Annotated in this window: 22 protein-coding genes and 1 tRNA gene; 10 read left to right on the top strand and 13 right to left on the bottom strand. The window is 71.9% G+C overall.

Going from position 1 to position 18,499, the window contains the following annotated elements; genetic code table 11:
* Window positions 1–7 precede the first annotated feature (7 nt).
* From ACZ6CL_RS11550 to ACZ6CL_RS11535, 4 genes are all read left to right on the top strand, one after another.
* Window positions 8–79 (top strand) — tRNA-Val (locus tag ACZ6CL_RS11550).
* A gap of 240 nt (window positions 80–319) precedes the next feature.
* Entirely contained in the window at window positions 320–808 is a 489-nt protein-coding gene (locus ACZ6CL_RS11545; RefSeq protein WP_468934294.1) for a hypothetical protein, read from the top strand.
* A gap of 23 nt (window positions 809–831) precedes the next feature.
* On the top strand, window positions 832–957 hold the full coding sequence (locus ACZ6CL_RS11540) for a hypothetical protein (protein ID WP_468934291.1): 126 nt from the start codon (window positions 832–834) through the stop codon (window positions 955–957).
* 102 nt (window positions 958–1,059) lie between these two features.
* Entirely contained in the window at window positions 1,060–1,293 is a 234-nt protein-coding gene (locus ACZ6CL_RS11535) for a cold-shock protein (RefSeq protein WP_468934288.1), read from the top strand.
* A gap of 36 nt (window positions 1,294–1,329) precedes the next feature.
* Here ACZ6CL_RS11535 and ACZ6CL_RS11530 read toward each other — a convergent pair whose 3' ends face one another.
* Window positions 1,330–1,650, bottom strand: coding sequence for an SdpI family protein (locus ACZ6CL_RS11530; RefSeq protein WP_468934286.1), 321 nt, complete (start codon window positions 1,648–1,650; stop codon window positions 1,330–1,332).
* A 118-nt stretch (window positions 1,651–1,768) separates the two neighbouring features.
* Complete coding sequence (locus tag ACZ6CL_RS11525; protein WP_468934284.1) at window positions 1,769–2,488, bottom strand: MBL fold metallo-hydrolase; 720 nt, start codon at window positions 2,486–2,488, stop codon at window positions 1,769–1,771.
* Window positions 2,489–2,606: 118 nt separating this feature from the next.
* Here ACZ6CL_RS11525 and ACZ6CL_RS11520 point away from each other — a divergent pair, with 118 nt between their 5' ends.
* Complete coding sequence (locus tag ACZ6CL_RS11520; protein ID WP_468934281.1) at window positions 2,607–2,972, top strand: MmcQ/YjbR family DNA-binding protein; 366 nt, start codon at window positions 2,607–2,609, stop codon at window positions 2,970–2,972.
* 6 nt (window positions 2,973–2,978) lie between these two features.
* On the opposite strand, the gene ACZ6CL_RS11515 is transcribed toward ACZ6CL_RS11520, so the two are convergent.
* Window positions 2,979–3,452 carry a hypothetical protein gene (locus tag ACZ6CL_RS11515; RefSeq protein ID WP_468934279.1) on the bottom strand — a complete coding sequence of 158 codons (474 nt, stop codon included), beginning with the start codon at window positions 3,450–3,452 and terminating at the stop codon, window positions 2,979–2,981.
* Between the two features lie 130 nt (window positions 3,453–3,582).
* On the opposite strand from ACZ6CL_RS11515, the gene ACZ6CL_RS11510 reads away from it, so the two are divergent.
* The 3 genes from ACZ6CL_RS11510 (at window position 3,583) to ACZ6CL_RS11500 (ending at window position 5,612) form a co-directional block, all read left to right on the top strand.
* A complete protein-coding gene (locus ACZ6CL_RS11510; RefSeq protein ID WP_468934276.1) occupies window positions 3,583–4,512 on the top strand; it encodes an aminoglycoside phosphotransferase in 930 nt (309 codons plus the stop codon).
* 210 nt (window positions 4,513–4,722) lie between these two features.
* On the top strand, window positions 4,723–5,235 hold the full coding sequence (locus ACZ6CL_RS11505; RefSeq protein ID WP_468935210.1) for a DinB family protein: 513 nt from the start codon (window positions 4,723–4,725) through the stop codon (window positions 5,233–5,235).
* 38 nt (window positions 5,236–5,273) lie between these two features.
* Window positions 5,274–5,612, top strand: a complete 339-nt coding sequence (locus ACZ6CL_RS11500) for a hypothetical protein (protein WP_468934273.1) — start codon at window positions 5,274–5,276, stop codon at window positions 5,610–5,612.
* Here ACZ6CL_RS11500 and ACZ6CL_RS11495 read toward each other — a convergent pair.
* Both ACZ6CL_RS11495 and ACZ6CL_RS11490 read right to left on the bottom strand, forming a co-directional pair.
* Window positions 5,579–6,169, bottom strand: coding sequence for a histidine phosphatase family protein (locus ACZ6CL_RS11495; RefSeq protein ID WP_468934270.1), 591 nt, complete (start codon window positions 6,167–6,169; stop codon window positions 5,579–5,581). The genes ACZ6CL_RS11500 and ACZ6CL_RS11495 overlap by 34 nt on opposite strands.
* Before the next feature lie 51 nt (window positions 6,170–6,220).
* Entirely contained in the window at window positions 6,221–7,225 is a 1,005-nt protein-coding gene (locus ACZ6CL_RS11490) for an MASE1 domain-containing protein (RefSeq protein ID WP_468934267.1), read from the bottom strand.
* 218 nt (window positions 7,226–7,443) lie between these two features.
* Here ACZ6CL_RS11490 and ACZ6CL_RS11485 point away from each other — a divergent pair, with 218 nt between their 5' ends.
* Window positions 7,444–8,226 carry an alpha/beta fold hydrolase gene (locus ACZ6CL_RS11485; RefSeq protein ID WP_468934265.1) on the top strand — a complete coding sequence of 261 codons (783 nt, stop codon included), beginning with the start codon at window positions 7,444–7,446 and terminating at the stop codon, window positions 8,224–8,226.
* On the opposite strand, the gene ACZ6CL_RS11480 is transcribed toward ACZ6CL_RS11485, so the two are convergent.
* The 6 genes from ACZ6CL_RS11480 to ACZ6CL_RS11455 form a co-directional block, all read right to left on the bottom strand.
* On the bottom strand, window positions 8,207–8,887 hold the full coding sequence (locus ACZ6CL_RS11480) for a lytic transglycosylase domain-containing protein (RefSeq protein WP_468934263.1): 681 nt from the start codon (window positions 8,885–8,887) through the stop codon (window positions 8,207–8,209). The two genes, ACZ6CL_RS11485 and ACZ6CL_RS11480, sit on opposite strands and share 20 nt — an antisense overlap.
* Window positions 8,888–9,015: 128 nt before the next feature.
* Complete coding sequence (locus ACZ6CL_RS11475) at window positions 9,016–9,687, bottom strand: DedA family protein (RefSeq protein ID WP_468934260.1); 672 nt, start codon at window positions 9,685–9,687, stop codon at window positions 9,016–9,018.
* Between the two features lie 212 nt (window positions 9,688–9,899).
* Entirely contained in the window at window positions 9,900–10,379 is a 480-nt protein-coding gene (locus ACZ6CL_RS11470; protein WP_468934258.1) for a DoxX family protein, read from the bottom strand.
* A 142-nt stretch (window positions 10,380–10,521) separates the two neighbouring features.
* On the bottom strand, window positions 10,522–12,498 hold the full coding sequence (locus ACZ6CL_RS11465; protein WP_468934255.1) for an FAD/NAD(P)-binding protein: 1,977 nt from the start codon (window positions 12,496–12,498) through the stop codon (window positions 10,522–10,524).
* 88 nt (window positions 12,499–12,586) lie between these two features.
* Complete coding sequence (locus tag ACZ6CL_RS11460; protein ID WP_468934252.1) at window positions 12,587–14,311, bottom strand: alkaline phosphatase D family protein; 1,725 nt, start codon at window positions 14,309–14,311, stop codon at window positions 12,587–12,589.
* 91 nt (window positions 14,312–14,402) lie between these two features.
* The gene (locus tag ACZ6CL_RS11455; protein ID WP_468934250.1) at window positions 14,403–15,062 is read right to left on the bottom strand and encodes an HNH endonuclease family protein; all 660 of its coding nucleotides are present in this window, start codon (window positions 15,060–15,062) and stop codon (window positions 14,403–14,405) included.
* Between the two features lie 495 nt (window positions 15,063–15,557).
* On the opposite strand from ACZ6CL_RS11455, the gene ACZ6CL_RS11450 reads away from it, so the two are divergent.
* Window positions 15,558–16,139 carry a TMEM165/GDT1 family protein gene (locus ACZ6CL_RS11450; protein WP_468934247.1) on the top strand — a complete coding sequence of 194 codons (582 nt, stop codon included), beginning with the start codon at window positions 15,558–15,560 and terminating at the stop codon, window positions 16,137–16,139.
* Between the two features lie 61 nt (window positions 16,140–16,200).
* Here the strand turns inward: ACZ6CL_RS11450 and ACZ6CL_RS11445 are convergent, their stop codons facing one another.
* Both ACZ6CL_RS11445 and ACZ6CL_RS11440 read right to left on the bottom strand, forming a co-directional pair.
* A complete protein-coding gene (locus tag ACZ6CL_RS11445) occupies window positions 16,201–16,854 on the bottom strand; it encodes an HAD-IA family hydrolase (protein WP_468934244.1) in 654 nt (217 codons plus the stop codon).
* 174 nt (window positions 16,855–17,028) lie between these two features.
* Window positions 17,029–18,438, bottom strand: coding sequence for a peptidoglycan-binding domain-containing protein (locus ACZ6CL_RS11440; RefSeq protein ID WP_468934241.1), 1,410 nt, complete (start codon window positions 18,436–18,438; stop codon window positions 17,029–17,031).
* Window positions 18,439–18,499 lie beyond the last annotated feature (61 nt).

The raw sequence follows: 18,499 nt of genomic DNA, 5'->3' as shown, positions 1-18,499 counted from the left end.
TCCCCCAGGGCGCATAGCTCAGCGGTAGAGCGCTGCCCTTACAAGGCAGATGTCGGCGGTTCGAATCCGTCTGCGCCCACAGTGACTGACCGCAGGTGAGAGCCTGTTTCGGCCCCTTGGCCCGCGAGGCTTGGGGGCCGCTTCGCGCCCGGATGTCACATGGAGTCCACATTCCCGCCCACCGCCGCGGCTGCCTCGGCAGGCCCAGCGGAATACAGTTCCACGTATGACTTCGATCAGTCCTGAGAACCCGCTGACCTCAGCAGACGCTCAGGGGTTGCTCGCCATGCTCTCTCCTCGAGTCGAGATCAAGCGAGGTATGAGCGAGCGGGAGCTCGACCAGGTCGAGGAACGCTGGGGGTTTCGCTTCGCTCCGGAGCACCGGACGTTGCTGGGTGCGGGACTGCCGACGGGTGGCCGTGGCTGGCCCGATTGGCGGGACGGCGACGCGGAGGACCTGGCGGGGCGGCTGGCCCGGCCGGTCGAGGGTGTGCTGTTCGACGTGGAGCACAACGGCTTCTGGCATCCGGAGTGGGATCCGCGGCCGACGGGCGCCCAAGACGCCTTGGAGGTGGCTCGCACCTGCTCGGCCAAGGTCCCGGTGATGGTGCCGATCTACTCTCACCGCTATCTGCTGGCCGACCCGGACCGCACGGGCACGCCGGTGTTGTCGATGTATCAGACGGACATCATCTACTACGGCACCGACCTGGTCGACTACTTCCACCACGAGTTCGGTCGCCCGGTGCCGACACCGGAAGACCACCAGTACGCCACGATCCCGTTCTGGTCCTACTTCCTGGACTGATCAGCCCCACGCACATCAGCGAGTTGGTCGGCACCGACGAGTGGCACGCCGTCGAGGGGCGGCCGTACGTCGTCTACGAGTACGCGGCCAAGCTGGACGGGCGGATCGCCGTCGGTTCCGGCACCCCCGTGGCGCGTCATCGTCGATAGCCTCGAGGGTGGCCCGACCCTCGCCGCATCGTTCGTGTCGGCCGGGCTGGTCGCCCGCCCGAAGCGCTGACCGAACAGGGCGTCCGCCGTAAGGTTTCCAACATGGTGACGGCGGCTGTGCGCGAGTGGCACGAGGAGGAGGGCTGGGGCGTGCTCGACTGCGTCGAGACCCCCGGTGGCTGCTGGGGCCACTTCTCCAGCATCGAGATGGCAGGGTTCCGCGTACTGTCACCAGGGCAGCGGGTCGAGCTCGAATGGGAAGCGCCCGGATTTCAGCAAGACGGGTACGAGTATCGCGCGGTGCGTATCGTTCCTGGGTCTGGTCACGGCAGTTGAGCAGCCGCACCAACGAAACAGGTCGGCGAACGGGAACTATCCGTCTGAACTATCGACTGCGCGTGCGGCCGAATTCGCCTTGACCGCTGCTGCGGTGAGGAGTGTGAGAACCACTGCCATTCCAGCCAACGGGACGACGATGACAGCCGGGTTTTCGGTATCGCTCAGCGTCAGCACCAGGCTGAGTGCCGATGAGATCGCGCCCACGGCGTAGGCGGTCAGGAAAGTCGCCGTCAGCATCGGGGCCGCTGAGACATGTCCTGCCTGCCAAGCATGGTCCGAAGACATGGTTGCCTGGGTCCGGATGCCTATCAAAGAGTTGCGCTGGATGTTTCCATTCGCAACTTGATTCTTCACATAATGAATTATCGCGCCCAGTGTGATCAATGCTGCACCGAACATTAATCCCGCCCGTAGCGTTTGCAGGCTTTGCGGTGCTGTAACCGTAACATGATCATGCGTAAGCGTCTGAAGGTCATCCCGGAAACCCTTGTTCCGGGGGTCTTTTCGTGCTGCACGCGTCATGTGGTTGCGGCGGATGCCCCCCCCGCAGGGCAGCCGCGGCGTCGTGGAGGATCGGGTCGCCGTGGCCGAAAGCGGCCGTTTCGGTGTCGAGCCGGGCCAGCCGGCGCAGGGACTCGACGGCCCGGGCGCGGTCGGTGTTGAAGACGCCCAGCGCGGTCCGGCCGACGTTGGCGACCGCGTCGCCGGTGCACAGCACCCTCGGGCCGGGCAGGTGGAGTGCGATCGAGCCGTCCGTGTGGCCGGGCACCGCGATCACCACCGCCCCGCCGCCGAACGCCAGCACGTCGCCGTCCTCGACCTCTCGATCCACCGGGCACGGCGGAGCGGGCGGCAGCGGCGGAAGGCCAGCCTTGACCGGCACCTCGAAGGGCTCCAGCACCGGGGGTGCCCCGGCCGCCTCGCCCCGGATCACGGGAGCCTCCAGCCGGTGCGCGACCACCTCCGCGCCGTGCCGCTCGGCCAGTTCGGCTGCCGAGCCGGTGTGGTCCTCGTGCCAGTGCGTCAGTACGATCCGCCGCAACGCCCCGTCCAGCGCTGCTTCGATGTCCGCCGCACGGTCGGCCGTCCCGGTGTCGATGAGGGGCAGCTCATCGCCGTCCCGCCACAGGTAGGCGGCTCCCACGGGAAAGCGGAGCATGCGCAGGCTCGGTAATACCTCGATGATCTCCATACTTGCGCAGCCTGCGCGATCGTCCTCACCGCTGTCCGGCCGTTCGGTGGCAGAGTCCGTCGCTGGCCTGGTAAAGCTGTGGTGCCAACCCCACCAGCCGAGATCGAGGAGACTTGAAGTGACCCCCGAGCAGCTGCGGTCCTTTTGCGTCTCCTTCAATGCGGCCGTGGAGGAGTTCCCCTTCCCCCGCGTCCCGGACATCTCGGTGTTCAAGGTGTGCGGCAAGATGTTCGCGCTGACGACCCTGGACGCGCGTCCCCTCACGGTGAACCTGAAGTGTGATCCGGAGGCCGCGATCCGGCTGCGCGGTGACCACCCGGGGCTGATCAAACCGGGGTGGCATATGAACAAGCGCCACTGGAACACGGTCACGGTGGACGGTGACCTTCCGGACCAGCTGGTCCAGGAGCTGATCGAGGACTCCTACGATCTGGTCGTCGCGGGGCTGACGCGGGCGGAGCGGTTGCGGCTCGATCGGCCCTGAGCTGCGTCAGGGCGCGGCCGACAGGTGAAAGCGTGCGACGCGTACCCGGTCCGCCGCCGCCAGCGCCTCCTCGTGCGTCGGGTGGCGGTCGCGCGGGAAGCCGACGAACGGGTCCCGGATCGACCCGGGGCCGTCGCGCCGGACGAATTCCTCCAGCAGGCCCGCCACCTGCTCCCGGTCCTCGACGGCCGTGGCCTCGGCCCGTACCTCCCGGCCGCGCAGCCGCAGGCGTACGGTGCGGCGGCTGCGGAAGTTGGTCATCCAGCCGGTCCGCGCGCCGAATGCCCACACCTCGTCGGGGGCCCATCGGTGGTAGGCCACCGGGATCGCGTAGGTGCGCCCGGTCTTGGCGCCCGCATAGGTGAGCAGCATGAGCCGACGGCTCACCAGCGGGTGCAGCCGGGACCTGAGCAGGGGGCGGACGACGCGGTTCGCGGCGTTGAACAAGCGCTCCGGCGGGTGCCAGCGCGTGCGAGCCATAAGATCCGGACCCCTCCGTCGGCATCGTCTGCCCGGCCAACCTAGGGCGGATCCGAAGGCGCTGACAACGTCTCAGTTGAACGGCAAAGCGCGGTGACGGCGGACCGCGTGGTTTCTAGGGTGGGGTCTTGTGCTGTCCCGTCCTTCCTTCATCAGCGATGACACCGTCGCGCGTGCGGTCGCCGCGCACTGGCTCCCCGAGGCCGCCGAGGTGGGCTATCTGCCCTGGGGGTTCGGCGCCCACCACTGGCGGGTGGCCGGGGGCGGGACGGCGCTGTTCGTCACGTTGGACCAGCTGGCGCCCCGGCATACCGCGGAGTCGCTGGAGGCCGCGTACGCGGGGGCCGCGGCGCTGGGTGCCGTCGGGCTGGACGTAGTGTGCGCGCCGTTGCCCGCCCGGTCCGGGCGGTTCACCGTGGACGTCGGGGCCGGGGTGCTCAGCGTGACGCCGTGGCTGGAGGGGCGGTCCCCGACCGAGGCGGAGGCGGGGGAGCCGGACCACGTCCGGGATGTCCTCGCCGCGCTGGACGCGCTGCACGGCGCCGCGCCGCCGGACGGCCTGCGGCGGTGGGGTCCGCGCGTCGGGCCCGGGTTCGCCGATGAGCTACGGGCGCGTACCGCCCGGCCCTGGGCGTCCGGCCCGCTGGCGGAGGAGGCCCGGACCGCGCTCGCCGACCGGGACGAGGCGATCACGCGCTGGACGGGCCGGTACCTCGAACTGGCGGCCCTCGCCCGCGCGCACCAGGACTCCTGGGTGCCGACCCACGGCGAGCCGCACAACGACAACCAGGTCGTGGACGCCCACGGGCTGAGGCTCGTCGACTGGGAGTCGCTGGCCCTCGCGCCGCGCGAGCGGGACTACGCCGACCTGCTCGCGGCGAGCGCGGGCGCGGGCGACCGCCTGCGTGCCGACCCCGCGATGGTCGAGCTGTTCGCGCTCGACTGGCGGCTGTCCGAGATCGACGAGTACGCCCGCTGGTTCGCCGCGCCGCACACCGGTACCGACGACGACCACACCGCGCTGGAGGGGCTGCACGAAGAACTGTGGACAGCCCTGTGACCCGTTGGGGGCGGGTTATCCACAGGTTCCGGCGGTTGTCGGTGGTGGGCCGTACCGTGATTCCTGTCCTTATTCACGCTGCTGGGCTGCGCGTGACTCGGATGCGGAAGGCCGGGCCCTACAGCACGGGTCCGGCCTTCATCCGGCAGCCATTCGGGCTGGCGGAAACTCCGGTGCGGAGTGCGAGGGGGAGGAGTAGCGTCGGTGGGCATGATTCCTGCCCGGGTACGGCCCGCGTACGGGGCCGATGAGCGGACGCAGTTGATCGGCTGGCTGGACATGCAGCGGTCGATCGTCCACTGGAAGTGTGAGGGGCTGTCCCCCGAGGATGCCCATCGGGCGGTGCTGCCCGCCTCGCCGCTGATGACGATGGCCGGTGTGGTGTCGCACATGCGGTGGGTCGAGCACCTCTGGTTCGAGGTCGTCCTGAGGGGTGGGCCCGCGGAGGGGCCGCAGTTCGACGAGGGGGTCGAGGATGCGGATATGCGGGTCGAGGGCATTCCGCTGGACCGGCTGCTCTCCGAGTACGAGCAGCAGTGCGCGGTGTCGGACGCGATCATCGCGGACCACGCGCTGGACGACGTAGGTCGGCACCCGACCCTTCCCGCCGCCGCTGCCTCGCTGCGGTGGATCATGTTCCACATGATCGAGGAGACCGCCCGGCACGCCGGTCATATGGATGCGATGCGGGAGCTGATCGACGGTGGGCGGGGGTACTACTGAGCGGCGGCGCGGAGGACGACTTCGTCCTCCGGATCGGGGTGTACGCGACCGAAGGCGACCTCGCGCGAGTCGTCGACGGGTTCCGTCGGCTGCTGGACGAGGGCTCGGAGGCGTACGAGCTGACGGTGGTCGCGGATCGCGGTGAGCTGTACGACGAGCTGCCGCATCAGTGGCGGTGCCAGTATCCGGGTGCCGATCCGGGGGAGCGGTGGGTGCGGGAGATCCGGGTCGGGCTGGCGCGCACCAGCCGTTCGCGCGTGGATGAGGTGCGGGAGGCGCTGACCCGCGTCATCTGCCCGGATCCCGAGCACGCCTCGCCCTGCCCCGTTCCCTGGGCGGCTGGTTACACCGCGGGCAGGTGGGATGTGTCGTTGTAGAAGAGCAAGGAGGCGGGGAAGCCCGGGCGGTAGCGGATCACGGTCAGGGCCGCGTTGTCGTGGTTCAGGCCCATCCAGCGCCAGGGCGGTGCGTCGAGCGCGGCGCGGACGAGCCAGCCGATCAGGAAGGCGTGGGTGACGACCAGTTCGTGGCGGTCCTCGGAGCCGGGCACCGGGCCCGTGAAGCGCTCCAGGGCCTCCTGGGCCAGCCGTGGGCCGTGGGCGCGTTCGTCCGCCGGGACGCGGTGGACGAAGTCGAGCAGCAAGTCGGCGGCGTCCGGCGGTAGTTCGCCGCGCTCCGGCGTATGCGGGACGTAGTCCCCGGCAGGCTCGCACGCATGCGCGGGCACGCCGTTGAGCTGGGCGGCGATCAGGTGCGCCGTCTGGGTGGCGCGGGGGAGCGGGCCGTAGTGGAGGGCGGTCAGCGGGGCGTTCCGGAGCCGCTTGCCGAGCAGGACGGCCTGGCGGCGGCCGTCGTCCGTCAGCGCGTGCTCGTCCGGGGTCGCCTCGCCGTGCCGGGTCAGATAGAGGTGGCGGGTGGCCTGCGTGGCGGTCATGGTCCGTCCCCTCGGGCAGCGTATGAGCGTACGGACTGCTAGATGCCGTACCTACCGGCCCGGTTCCCGCTCACCAGGGGTCAGCCGCACCACGGCGTCCGCGAGTTGGACGCACACCTGCTCGATCTGCCGCCGCGTGTGGTCGCGCTCGGCGATGATCGCCGCGAGGAGCAGGGCGGTCAGGGTGGTGGAGCCGTTGAAGGCCTGGAGGGTGACCATCCGGGCCAGCAGCGAGTGACCCGCGAAGGGACCGACCCCCTCGGCCGTGGCCTGGATCGCCAGGACGGTGACGATGAGCGAGCAGGGCGCGGCGCCGGGGAGCTGGAAGCGGAGCGCGGCCCAGATGAGGAAGGGGAAGACGAGGAAGAGCAGGCTGGCGGCCGAGCGGGTGGCCACCAGCATGACGGCCGCCGTGCCCAGGAGCAGCGCGGCCGCCTCCAGCCAGCGGTACGGGGAGACGCCGCGCGGAAGCCGGGCCCGGCGGGCGGCCAGCAGCAGGGGCGTGACCACCAGGACGCCCATCGCGTCCCCGGTCCACCACACCGACCAGGTGGGCCGGAAGGCGCTCGCCGGGAGGGCGTCCGCGAGGACGAGGACGGCGGTGCCCAGCGTGGAGCTGATCAGCATTCCGGCCAGGGCGCCGAGGAAGACCAGGGCGAGCGCGTCCCGCAGCCGGTTCAGCTCCGTACGGAAGCCCGCGCGCCGCAGCAGCAGATACGCGCACAGCGGGGCCAGGGTGTTGCCCGCGACGATCGCGAGGACGGGGAGGGGCGCGGGGCCGATGGGGGCGTTGACCGCGAGGGCGCCGAGGGTGATCCCGGGCCAGCTGCGCGGGCCCAGCAGGAGCAGACAGGCCAGGGCGATCCCGGTCGGCGGCCACAGCGGGGTGACCTGACCGCGTACCAGCTCCTGCAACAGACCCAGCTGGGCGCCCCCGTAGTAGAAGGCGGCCACGGCGAGGGCCGGGGCCGCGGTGCGAAGGGCGGTGCCGCGCAGGGGCGTGCGGGGCGTCCTGCCGCCGCCTTCGTCCTCGCCCTCGCGCACCACAGCGGCCATGACACTACGGACCGCCCGGCGGGTACGGCCGGACACGCGGACCGGCGCGGGCGGCCCGCCGTACGGGTGAGCCGTCAGGGTGGGCCGTATGGGTGACCCGTACGGGTGAGGCCCAGCGCATATGCGCACCGGGCTTGCCCACTTCCGCGCGAGAGGCCACCGTTGTCCACCAGCGGGCGCGCGCCGCGTGCCCGCATTCGACTGGGACCGGAGGTGCCATGGGACCGCTCGTTCCACCCCTTGTTCCACCGTACGAGACCGTCGGCGAAGGCCCGCACCACGTCATGGCGGTGCACGGCTGGTTCTCGGACCGCGCCGCCTACGCCGCGATGCTGCCGCACATCGACCGGCGCGCCTTCACCTACGTACTGCCCGATCTGCGCGGCTATGGGGAGGCCCGCGACATCCCCGGCGCCTACACCACCAGCGAGGCGGGCCGGGATCTGCTCGCGCTGGCCGACCATTTGGAGTGGGAGCGGTTCTCGCTGCTCGGGCACTCCATGGGCGGCGCCGTCGTCCAGCGCGTGCTGGCGGCGGCCCCGCACCGCGTCCGGCGGCTGGTCGGGGTGGCCCCCGTACCGGCGAGCGGGGTGCCGATGGAGGGTGAGCAGTGGGAGCTGTTCGCGTCGGCCGCCGACCGGCCCGAGTCCCGGCGCGCGATCATCGACCTCACCACCGGCGGGCGCCATCCGGACGCCTGGCTCGATCTGATGGTGCGGCATTCGCTGGAGCACAGCGACGCCAAGGCGTTCCGGGCGTGGCTGGACTCCTGGGCGCTGGAGGACTTCCACGAGGACGTGGACGGCGCCGAGCTGCCGGTGCGGGTGGTGGTCGGCGCCCATGATCCGGCGCTCACCGCCGAGGTGATGCGCCAGACCTGGCTGCGCTGGTACGCCAACGCCGACCTGGTCGAGCTGGCGTCGGCGGGGCATTACCCCGCCGACGAGACGCCGCTGGAACTCGTCCGGGCCGTGGAGGACTTCATAGCCGCTGGCGGTTAGCCCGTGGGGAGAGCGCGGAGAGCGGGGACGGAGGCCGCGGGGAGGGCGAGGCGGAGGCGGACGGAGAGGCAGTGCGGGCGCGATCGCGCTTCGCCTCGCTCCGCTGGTAGATCGTCTCGCTCTTCCGGTACTTGGGCAGCAGGGTGTTGATGATCTTGTCGACGTAGCCGCGGGTCTCGTGGATGGTCGGGACGCCGCGCGCCCTGAGCACCGCGCCGGGTCCCGCGTTGTACGCGGCCAGGGCGAGCCGGGTCCGGTTGCCGGGCAGCTCCTCGACCACGCCGTACAGATGGCACATGTAGCGCGCCTGCGAGGGGATCGCGTCCCGGGGCTCCCAGACGTCGGCCTTGCCGTCGCCGTTGCCGTCCCGCCCCCACTCCTTCCAGGTGTCCGGGGCGAACTGCGAGATGCCCTGGGCGTGTCCGGAGTCCGCGTCCGGCCGCCAATTGCTCTCCGCGTGGATCTGCGCGGCCAGCAGCGGCACGCTCAGCGGGGCGCAGACCTTCGCCGCCCGCTCCACGATCGGACGCCGGGCGTCCGGGATGACGGGCAGCTTGGGCTCGGAGGGCGTCATGATCTGCCGTACGACGAGGATGGCGGCGATGACCAGCGCGAGGCCGGCGACGAACGCCGCGAACATCCCGGCGGCACGGCTCAGCACGCGAGGGCCGGGAGGACGAAGTGACGCATGGGACGCATGAGTCGCATGGGGAGGACCGTAACGGCAATTCCCGGGTGATCCGTAATCGGCCGCAGGGGTGGCCCCTACGGCCTACGGACCTACCCGGCCTAGGGAGCCGGGACCGTGGCCACCGGGGCCGCGAGCTGCCCGGCCTCGTCCTCGGCCGGACGCTTCATCACATACGCCGCGCCCGCGCCCGCGGCGAACAGCGCGAGGACCGACACCGCCGTGCCCAGCCAGCTGGCGCCGAGCCACTGGCCGCCGACGTAACCGAGCGCCACGCTGTAGGCGGCCCAGGCCAGACCGGCCACCACCGACCAGGGCAGGAATTCCGTCACCCGACGGTGTGCCGCGCCCGCGCTCAGGCTGACGACCGACCGTCCGGCGGGGGCGAAACGCGCTATGACGACGAGCGGTCCGCCGCCCCGCACCAGCGCGGTGCCCAACTTCTCCTGGGCCGAGGTGAGTCGGCGGGAGCGGGCGATGGCCCGGTCGAGCCGGTCGCTCCCGCGCCAGGCCAGCCGGTAGGCGACCATGTCGCCGAGGACGGACGCGGTCGCCGCGCACAGCAGCAGGGCGAACATCTCGGGGAAGTCGGCCGCGTCCGCCTGGCGCACCACGCCGACCGGGTCGACGGTGGTTCCGGCGGCGGCTGTGGCGGCCGTGATGACGAGGAAGCCGCTCGGCAGGACGGGCAGGAAGACATCGAGCAGGACCGAGAGCGCGATGACTGCGTAGATCCATGGGGTGTTGGTCAGCGACCCCAAATGTTCCAACAACGTTCTTCTCCCGATCCCGTTCCCCCGCCGCCGCGTCCTCGTCCGCGGGGAGCGGGCGGGAGCGGCCTGTACAGCCATACAGCGTACGCCTGTGGCGGCCGAGGATACCGGTAAGGGGTGACGATGTTGTTCGAATCACGCCATGCGGGGCACGTTGCCCCGCATGGCGCGATTCACCGCAAGTTCACGGTCGTGTTACGGCGACCCGTCGGTCAGACCGCGCTCGGCTGTCGCCGCGGTTCGGGCGCCGCCGAGGACGTACGCGACGCGCCGAAGATCCGGTCCAGTGCCCAGGGGCCCGGGCCGGTGAAGACGAGGAGCAGGAACGCCCAGCAGAACATGGCCGAGGCCTCGCCGCCGTTCTGGAGCGGCCACAGCTTCTCCGGCTGGTGCTCGTGGAAGTACGCGTAGGCCATCGAGCCCGAGGAGATGAACGCGGCGACGCGGGTGCCGAGGCCGAGCATCACCAGGGCGCCGCCGACGAGCTGGATCACCGCGGCGTACCAGCCGGGCCAGGTGCCCGCCTCGAGGGTCTTGCCGGTGCCCATCGCGCCGCCCATCCAGCCGAGCAGCGAGGAGGCGCCGTGACAGAAGAAGAGCAGGCCGACGACGATCCGGAAGAGGGAGAGGGCATACGGTCTGCCGCTATCCAGCAGGCCGTCGAGTGATCGGGGGGAAGTGTCGGGAGACATGAGGGAGTTGCTCCTTGTTCCTGGGGACGGAGAAACAGCGGAACCGACAGGTTAGGTTCCCCTCATCTTTTGTTGCAAGTTCAAGAACCTGCCAATATGAGGGCCCTGGAAGGGCCTTCGGGATCGTGCCGGCGGCTGCTCCTCAGAGCCCAACGGCGCACATCGGCGCGGTTTTCCACTGCGGTTCGGGTGGTGTGACGAGGCGTAGCGCGGCCCGCGCCACCGCGTCCGTGTCGCACAGGGTGACCGAATTCACGCCGGGGCGCGCCCCCGCCGCCGTCACCCAGTGGACGCCTTCGGTCGGCACGCCGATCGCGAACCTGCGCGGATGCGGCCGTCCCCGGGCGTCCACGATCCGGAAGGGGGCCGGGGTGACGTCCAGTCCGCCCGTCTCGTAGCCCTCCACCCGGTGGGGACGGCACTGCCCGGAGTGGAGCAGTTCGTTCAGCAGCGGGTCGGCGGTGCGGCGCAGATCCGGTTCCGGAAGCCGCGCCTCGATCAGGGTCCGGGCGATCACCGGAGGGCCGGGGACGAGGGTCGAGCGGGCGACGAAGCCGGATTGACCTGACGGCCCATCAGGTGTTTTGGACGTGACGTCCAGACCCGGACCGAGGATCTCCAGCACCCCCGCCTCGATCAGCGCGGCCATCTCCTCGATGCGGCGGCGCGGCGGGCCGATCGACAGGAACGCGTTCAGCGGGGTGTACCAGCGGTCGAGATGGGTCTGCCGCGAGGACCCGGTGAGCCCGCCGTGGTCGACGATCTGCCGCACCTCGTTGCGGAGATCGCGCAGGACGTCGAGCGCGGCTTTGACCGGACCGGCCACATTTCCGAGCCGCGCGTGGGTCGCGTCCGCGCGCGCGTAGGCCAGCAGCCACCGCCGGAAGGCGTCACGCGTGGTGAACTTTTGTTCGCGGTGGGGCTGGGAGATCGTTTCCCAGCACCAGCGCCCGGTTGCCGGGATACCGAACGCCAGCAGGACGTCGGCCTCTTCGGGGGAGCCGTGGGAAGTGGCCAAAAAGTGACGCCGGAAGTGTGGTGGGGTGCCCGGGGCTTGGCGGGCCAGCAGGGCTTCGTAGTAGACGGTTTCGGCCTCCTTCGCCACCAGCGGCCACACCTCCGTGAGGAAGTCCGGCGGATCGCCGGATTCCGCCCGCTTGCGGAAGCCGCCGAGGACGTCCGGGGTCAGCAGCAGCGGGGTGTGGCGGCCGTGCGCGCCCTTCGCGTTGTCGCCGCGCGCGTGGTACGGAATGCCGCGGCGCGAGCCCGCGAACAGCCGTGGTTCGCGGCCCGAGCGGTGGTAGACCAGCCCGTTGGCGGCGGCCGTCTCCGGTGCGCGGGTGAACGAACCGCCGCGGCCCTCGGTGAGCAGCGCCATGTGGTCGAAGAAGTTGAGGCCGAGGCCGCGGAGCAGCACCGGCTCACCGGGCGCGATGAGCGACAAGTCGACATCGGCGGGGTTGGCGGGCGGGTAGTAGCGCAGCCCGTACCGGGCCGCGTGGGCACCGAGCCGCCGCTCCGTCTCGTCAGGGGTGCGGGGCAGATGACCCTGGGCCAGAACGACGGCGCGCAGTCCACCGAGGCGCGTGCCGTCGTCGAGGGCCAGGCTCTGGGTGCCGTCCGCCGCCTCCCGCAGGCCGATGGCGCGGGCCGGGTGGGGGCGGACGGTGACGGTGTCCGGGGCGGTGCGGACGACCTCGGCGAACACCCACTCCAGGTAGCGGCCGTAGAGGGCGCGGCTCGGATAGTCGTCGGGGCTGAGGGAAGGGGCGGGTGCGTCGTCCCCCGTGGTGGCCCATTCGTACAGGCTGGGCCCGGTCCGTATCGGGCCGTCGCACTCGACGCTCTCGTCGGTGAACAGGGTCACCTGCGAGGCGACGGTGTTCATCAGCAACTCGCCCGGCTGTGCCGTCCGCCACACCCGTCCCGCGCCCGGCGGGGACGGGTCCACGAGGTGCACGGTCAGCCGGGTCCCGGGCGTCAGCTCCGGCGCGGAGGCGCAGAGGCGCTCCAGCACGCTGGTGCCGCGGGGACCGGCCCCGACGATGGCTATGGCGTGGGGGTCTCCGGCCAAGGTGTTTCTCCCGGGGCAGATGTGACGCAGAATTTCGCCCATCATGCCGTTCGCTCCCCGGGTTTCCACCCGCGGGCCGGAACGTCCCCCTCCGTTGTGTCCTGTATCACTCCGGCGGCGCCCGCGCGGGCTCTTAGGGCCAGGACGTCCGCAGCGGGGTGGTCAGGCGCGGTTCGGGGGCATCGGCCGTCTGGACGGCCTGGTCCAGGCGCAGCCGCGCGCTTCTGCCCTGGAGCGTCAGGGTCATCAGCTGGTTGCCGAACCAGGGGCCGCCGGTCTTGCGCCAGCTCAGCCGCGGCTTCGGGACGCGGCCGTGGCGGGTGAAGAAGCGGCCCAGGGCGCGGCCCGCCCGGCTCCAGCCGAAGCGGAAGCCGACGCGGATCGAGGCGTGGATGCTGTTGTGCACCGGGGAGCAGGTCAGCTGGCGGACCTCGCTGACCGGGCGGCGCGGCCAGCGGGACCAGTCCGGTTCGGCGATGTACGCGTGGTGCACATCGCCCGACAGCACGCTGATCGTCGCCGGTGCGTCCGGCCCCTCACCGACCTCGGCGATCAGATCGGTCAGGGCGTCGAAGGACTCGGGGAAGGCGGCCCAGTGCTCCAAGTCGCCGCGCTGCCGCAGGTCCTCGCCGATCCGCGCCCAGCGCGCCCCGCGCCGCCCGCCGCACACCGAGGCGTTCCACGCCTCCACGTCGTGGACGAAGTGCGGCAGCAGCCAGGGCAGCGAGGTGCCGATGAGGAGGTGGTCGTACGACCCGGCCCCGTCCAGGGCCTGCTGCCGCACCCAGGCCAGCTCCTTGTCCTCCACCATCGCCCGCGCGCCCTCGCCCAGCACCCGCGCGCCGCGCGTGTCGACCATCAGCAGCCGCACCGGGCCGAAGTCGCGGCGGTAGCTCCACCGGGTGTACGAGGGGTCGGCGTCGGCCCGGGAGGCGAAGGCCCGCAGCGCCTCCGTGCCGTCCTCCGTGTCCCGCACCGCCGCGAACAGGCCGTCGGCGGCGAGTTCGGCCGGAGAGAGGTTGCCCAGGTGCTGGTGCACCCAGTACGACATCAGGCCGCTCAGGATGCGCTCGCGCCACCACGGGGTGGTGCGCATCCGGTTCAGCCACGCCTCGCTGGTGTTCCAGTCATCTATCACGTCGTGGTCGTCGAAGATCATGCAACTGGGCACGGTGGACAGCAGCCACCGCACCTCGGGGTCGAGCCAGGACTCGTAGTACAGCCGCGTGTATTCCTCGTAGTCCGCGACCTGGTCGCCCGGCGGCTCCGACAGATCGCGGCGGGCGGCGATCCAGCGGCGGGTCTCGGCGGACGTCTCGTCCGCGTACACCTGGTCGCCCAGCAGGACGAGCACATCCGGGCGCGGGGCGTCGGGCGAGGTGGCGAGGGTGTGCGCGAGGGTGTCCAGCGCGTCGGGGCCCACCGGGTCGTGCGAGGCGTCGGACGGCGGCGCGGCCCACCGGCAGGAGCCGAAGGCGACGCGGACGGGCTCGCTCGGGACGCCGGACGCGGCGGCGGACGTGGCGGACGCATCGGGCGTGCGGCCGCCGGATCCGGTGGCGGACACCTCGGGCGTACGGATCGTGGAATCCGGGAAGCGGGAGTCCGGCAGCGGCCACACCTGCTCGCCGTCCAGCAGCACCCGGTACGCCGTCTCACCGCCCGGCCGCAGCCCGGTGACCGGGATCAGCGCGTAGTGATGCCCGGCGATCTGCCAGGTGCGGGCCGTGCCGCCCGCGCCGTCGGCGCAGCGCACCTCGGCCTCGCAGGGCCGGTCGGCCTCCACCCAGACGGTCGCGTCCGTCCCCGTCTCCCAGTCCACGTGCCGCAGCAGTGGTCCCAGGCGCAGCCCGGCCATCCGGCCCTCCTCCGTCGCTCCGCGTTCCGTACGCGTCGTACGGTACGGAACGACGGAGGCGGCGTCGCGGTTCCGCTGGGTGGTCAGCTGATCAGCAGCTGTTCAGGATGCCGCTCAGCGCGGACTTCTCCGCCGAGTCGACGCTGAGCTTGTAGGTGGACTTCACCGAGACCCACATGCGCGCGTACATGCAGTGGTACGAGGACAGCGGCGGCAGCCACTTGGCAGGGTCCTTGTCGCCCTTGGCCTGGTTGACGTTGTCCGTCACGGCTATCAGCTGCGAGTGGGTCAGGTCGTTGGCGAGGGCCTGGCGCTGGGCGGTGGTCCAGCTGCTGGCGCCGGACTTCCAGGCCTCGGAGAGCGGGATGACGTGGTCGATGTCCACGTCGGAGGCGGCGGTCCAGGACTCGCCGTCGTACGCGGACTTCCAGGTGCCGCTGGTGGCGGCGCAGCTGGAGTCGGTCTGGACGTTCGTACCGTCGCGCTTGAGGACTACCTCGCGGGTGTTGCAGGCGCCGCTCTGGGTGATCCAGTGCGGGAACTTGTCCCGGCTGTAACCGTCGGACGACCCCTCGGCCTTGACCGTCAGCGCGGCCAGCTGGGTGCGGGCCGTGGCGGCGCTCGGCGGAGTGGGCGGGGCCGCCTGGGCGGAGGGTCCGCTGAGTACCAGCGTGCCCAGCAGTCCGGCGAACCCGCCGAAGACGGCGGCGCGACGCGCGTAGACGCGTCGGCGGTCATGCATGTGCGACATGCGAACTCCCTAGGAGTGGGGGGTCGTTGGCCACGGCAACGCGGCCATCGTGGTGGCGCCAGGTGTCGGTGGGGCGGGCGCCAGGTAACAGAGTGGCGACGCGGTCATGTCAACGCAAGGGGCTTCCGCAAGTGGAGGGGTGGCGGTTGCGCTCCGGCGCCGCCGTCGCCCGCCGCGGCGGGGCCGTGTGCCACCGTTCCGCCCCCGCCCCGCCCCCTCGGTCGTACCTGGTGGCGGACCCGCGGGCGGCCGCGCCGGAGGCGTCCCGTAGGCTGGTCGGCAGCAGAAGGGGAGTAGCTCCTCGCCGGACCGTCGACATACTGCCCGCCCCCTTGAGGTGTGGGCCGGCGCCCGGAGCGTACGAGGCCACCGCCGCATCGGGCGGGTCGCGTACGCCAGCGAGACCTTCGGCCGCAGTGTCCGACGCTGCCGTGCCGAAGCGACCCCTCTCCCTGGGCCCCTCGGTGCGGCCCGACCCTATGAGGTATCCAGCCCGTGTTCAGCTTCACCGTCGCCGCCGTGGTCTTCGGCGTCGTCTTCCTCGCCGAGCTGCCCGACAAGACCGCCCTGGCCGGGCTGATGCTCGGCACCCGCTACCGCGCCTCGTACGTCTTCGCGGGCGTCGCCGCCGCCTTCGCCGTCCACGTCGGGATCGCCATCGCGGCGGGCAGCGTGCTCGGGCTGCTGCCGCACCGGCTGCTCCAGACGATCGTCGGCCTGCTCTTCCTCGGCGGCGCGGCGATGCTGCTGCTGAAGAAGGACGAGGACGAGGAGGAGATCAGCAAGCCCGCCGACCAGTCGTTCTGGAAGGTCGCCGGGGCGGGCTTCACGCTGATCCTGGTCGCCGAGTTCGGCGATCTCACCCAGATCATGACCGCCAACCTCGCCGCCCGCTACGAGGATCCGGTGTCGGTCGGCGTGGGCGCGGTGCTGGCCCTGTGGTCGGTCGCGGCGCTGGGCATCCTGGGAGGCCGCACCCTGATGAAGTACGTACCGCTGCGGCTGATCACGAAGATCGCGGCGCTGGTGATGCTGGCGCTGGGCGGCTTCAGCCTGTACGAGGCCGTGGCGGCTTAGGCGGCGCGCGAAGGCTGAGCGGTGTGAGCGGCCCGGTCCCGTGCGCGGGCGCGGGCCGCGCTCAGTCCGCGATGTGCAGCCGCAGGCCGTCGTCGCCGGGCAGCGCCTCGACCCGCAGCCGCGCCAGGTCCCGTACGTGGGCGTCCGGTGCGTGGGCCGCGGCCCGCGGGCCGACGCCGACCACGCGCATCCCGGCCGCCCGGCCCGCCGCGATGCCGACCTCCGAGTCCTCGAAGACCACGCAGTCCCGCGGCGCGAAGCCCAGTTCGGCGGCGCCCTTCAGGAAGCCCTCCGGGTCCGGCTTGCTCGCTCCGACCCGCTCCGCCGTCACCAGGACGGTGGGCAGCGGCAGTCCGGCCGCGCCCATCCTGGCCCGGGCCAGGCCGTCGTCGGCCGAGGTGACGAGGGCGTGCGGCAGACCGGCGAGCGAGGCCATGAAGGCGGGTGCGCCGGAGATCGGTACGACGCCGTCGAGGTCGGTGGTCTCCCGTTCGAGCATCCACCGGTTGTCGGCCAGGTTCTGTTCCACGGGCCGGTCCGGCAGCAGCGCCGCCATGGTGGCGTGCGCCTGGCGGCCGTGGACCACCTGGAGCACCTCCGCCGGGTCCAGTCCCTGTTCGGTGGCCCAGATCCGCCAGTAGCGCTCGACCACGGCGTCCGAGTTCACCAGCGTGCCGTCCATGTCGAGCAGCAGGGCGCGGGCGGTGAGCGGCATGGGGACTCCAGGGGCGCAGGAGACGGGCAGGCCGAAAGAACACAAGTGGCTCCGCCCGCCGGTCAGGGAAAACGGGCGGAACCACTTTGTTCCTCCACGATACAAAGCAGCCCGCCCGTACGCCAGGGGCCGGGGGTGTCTTTCGACACCCGCCCCTCTCCGTCCCCTCTCCGTCTACGGTTCGTCGGTCCGGGATTCGAGGTCGAGGCGGGTGTTCTCGCCGTAGACGCCCTCCGGGTCATCCTCGATGTCGTACCGGTCCTGGTACGCCGCGACCGCGTCCTTCAGCCCGTCGTCGTACTTACCGTCCGCGATGCCGATGTACATCAGCAGCTGGGTCAGCCGCTTCTGCAGCTCGGTGACCTCGGCCCCGCTGTCACCCTCGCTGAGCACCGGCGGGCCCGAGGGCTCGGGGGTCTTCGGGGGCTCACTGGTCGGCGGCTTGGTCGGCTGCTTCGTCTTCTCCGGCGTGCTGGGCGTGCTGGGCGTGCCGGGGTCGTCCGGCGTCGACGGGGTGGTCGGGCGACTGGTCGTGGGCGGCGCCGCGGGCGTGCGCGGCGCCGGGGGTGCCACCCGGTCCTGGCTCCGGCTCGTGCTCGGCGGCTTCGCGGGGGACGGCGTGGCGCTGGGCTTCTTCTTCTTGGCCGGCGGGGAGCTGTGGGGCGGGGTGGCGCCCTCGTCCTCCGCCGGCGGCAGGTCCGGGGCGCTGGTCTGCGTATCGGCGAGCGCGCCGTCGCCGCGCTTGTTGCTGTCCCTGTTCCCGCCGAGCAGGCCGGTGGTGAAGGCCAGCGTTCCGGCCACGACCACCGCGGCGGCCCCCGCGACCGCCGTGGCGACGGGCTTGCGGCGGTTCTTGCGGTGACGTCCGCCGTCGTCGGCGCTGCTGAGGGTCTCGTCGTGGGGCCGATCGGTCCCGCCGCCGTGCCCCTCTCCCTTGACGGCGGCTGCCTCGACGGCTCCCGGTGCGTCGCTGTCGCGGCGGCCCGCCGCGGTGATGCGGTCGATCACCCGGGTGCGGTCGACGGGCCCTCCGGGGGTGACGCGGTCGACCGGGGTGATGGGCGCGATGCGGTCGATCACCTGGGTCTCGTCGGCGGCGTTCCCCTCCGCGCCGTGCCGCGCCACGGACAGCGGTCCGGGCTGCGGCCCCGGCCGCGGCCCCGACTGGGGCCCGGGCTCCTGGCCGTGCGGCGGTCCGGGTTCCGCTGTGGCGGCTTCCGTTGTGGCGGTTTCCGCCGGGGCGGCTTCCGCTTCGCCCTTCGCCTTGCGGAAGAACTTCCCGACGTCGCGCGGACGGGGCCCGCCCGAGCGGTCGCCGGAGAGCCTCAGGTACGGACGGACGGCGCGCGGCTGGCCGTCGGCCTGCGAGGCGCGGTGCGCCCGTCCGCCGTTCGTCCGTCCGCGGTGCGCCCGTCCGCCGGTCGCCCGGGCGTCGGTCGTCTGGTCGTCGGTGGTCTGCGCACTGATGTCGCCGGTCACGGGCCCGGTCGCCGGGCCCGCCGCGGTGGCGCGTGCGGCGCACGCACAGCTGGCTCGGCCCGCGCGGATCGGCGCGTAGCAGTGCGGGCAGGAATCTGCCGTCACGTAATTTCCCTCCCTGTATTTCGCTGCGATTATGCGCATCTGATCGGCTTCCGCGCATGCG

The organism is Streptomyces sp. NPDC041200 (assembly GCF_055591805.1).
The sequence above is the reverse complement of the archived record's forward strand: the minus strand, read 5'-3'. Positions and strand labels throughout refer to the sequence as shown.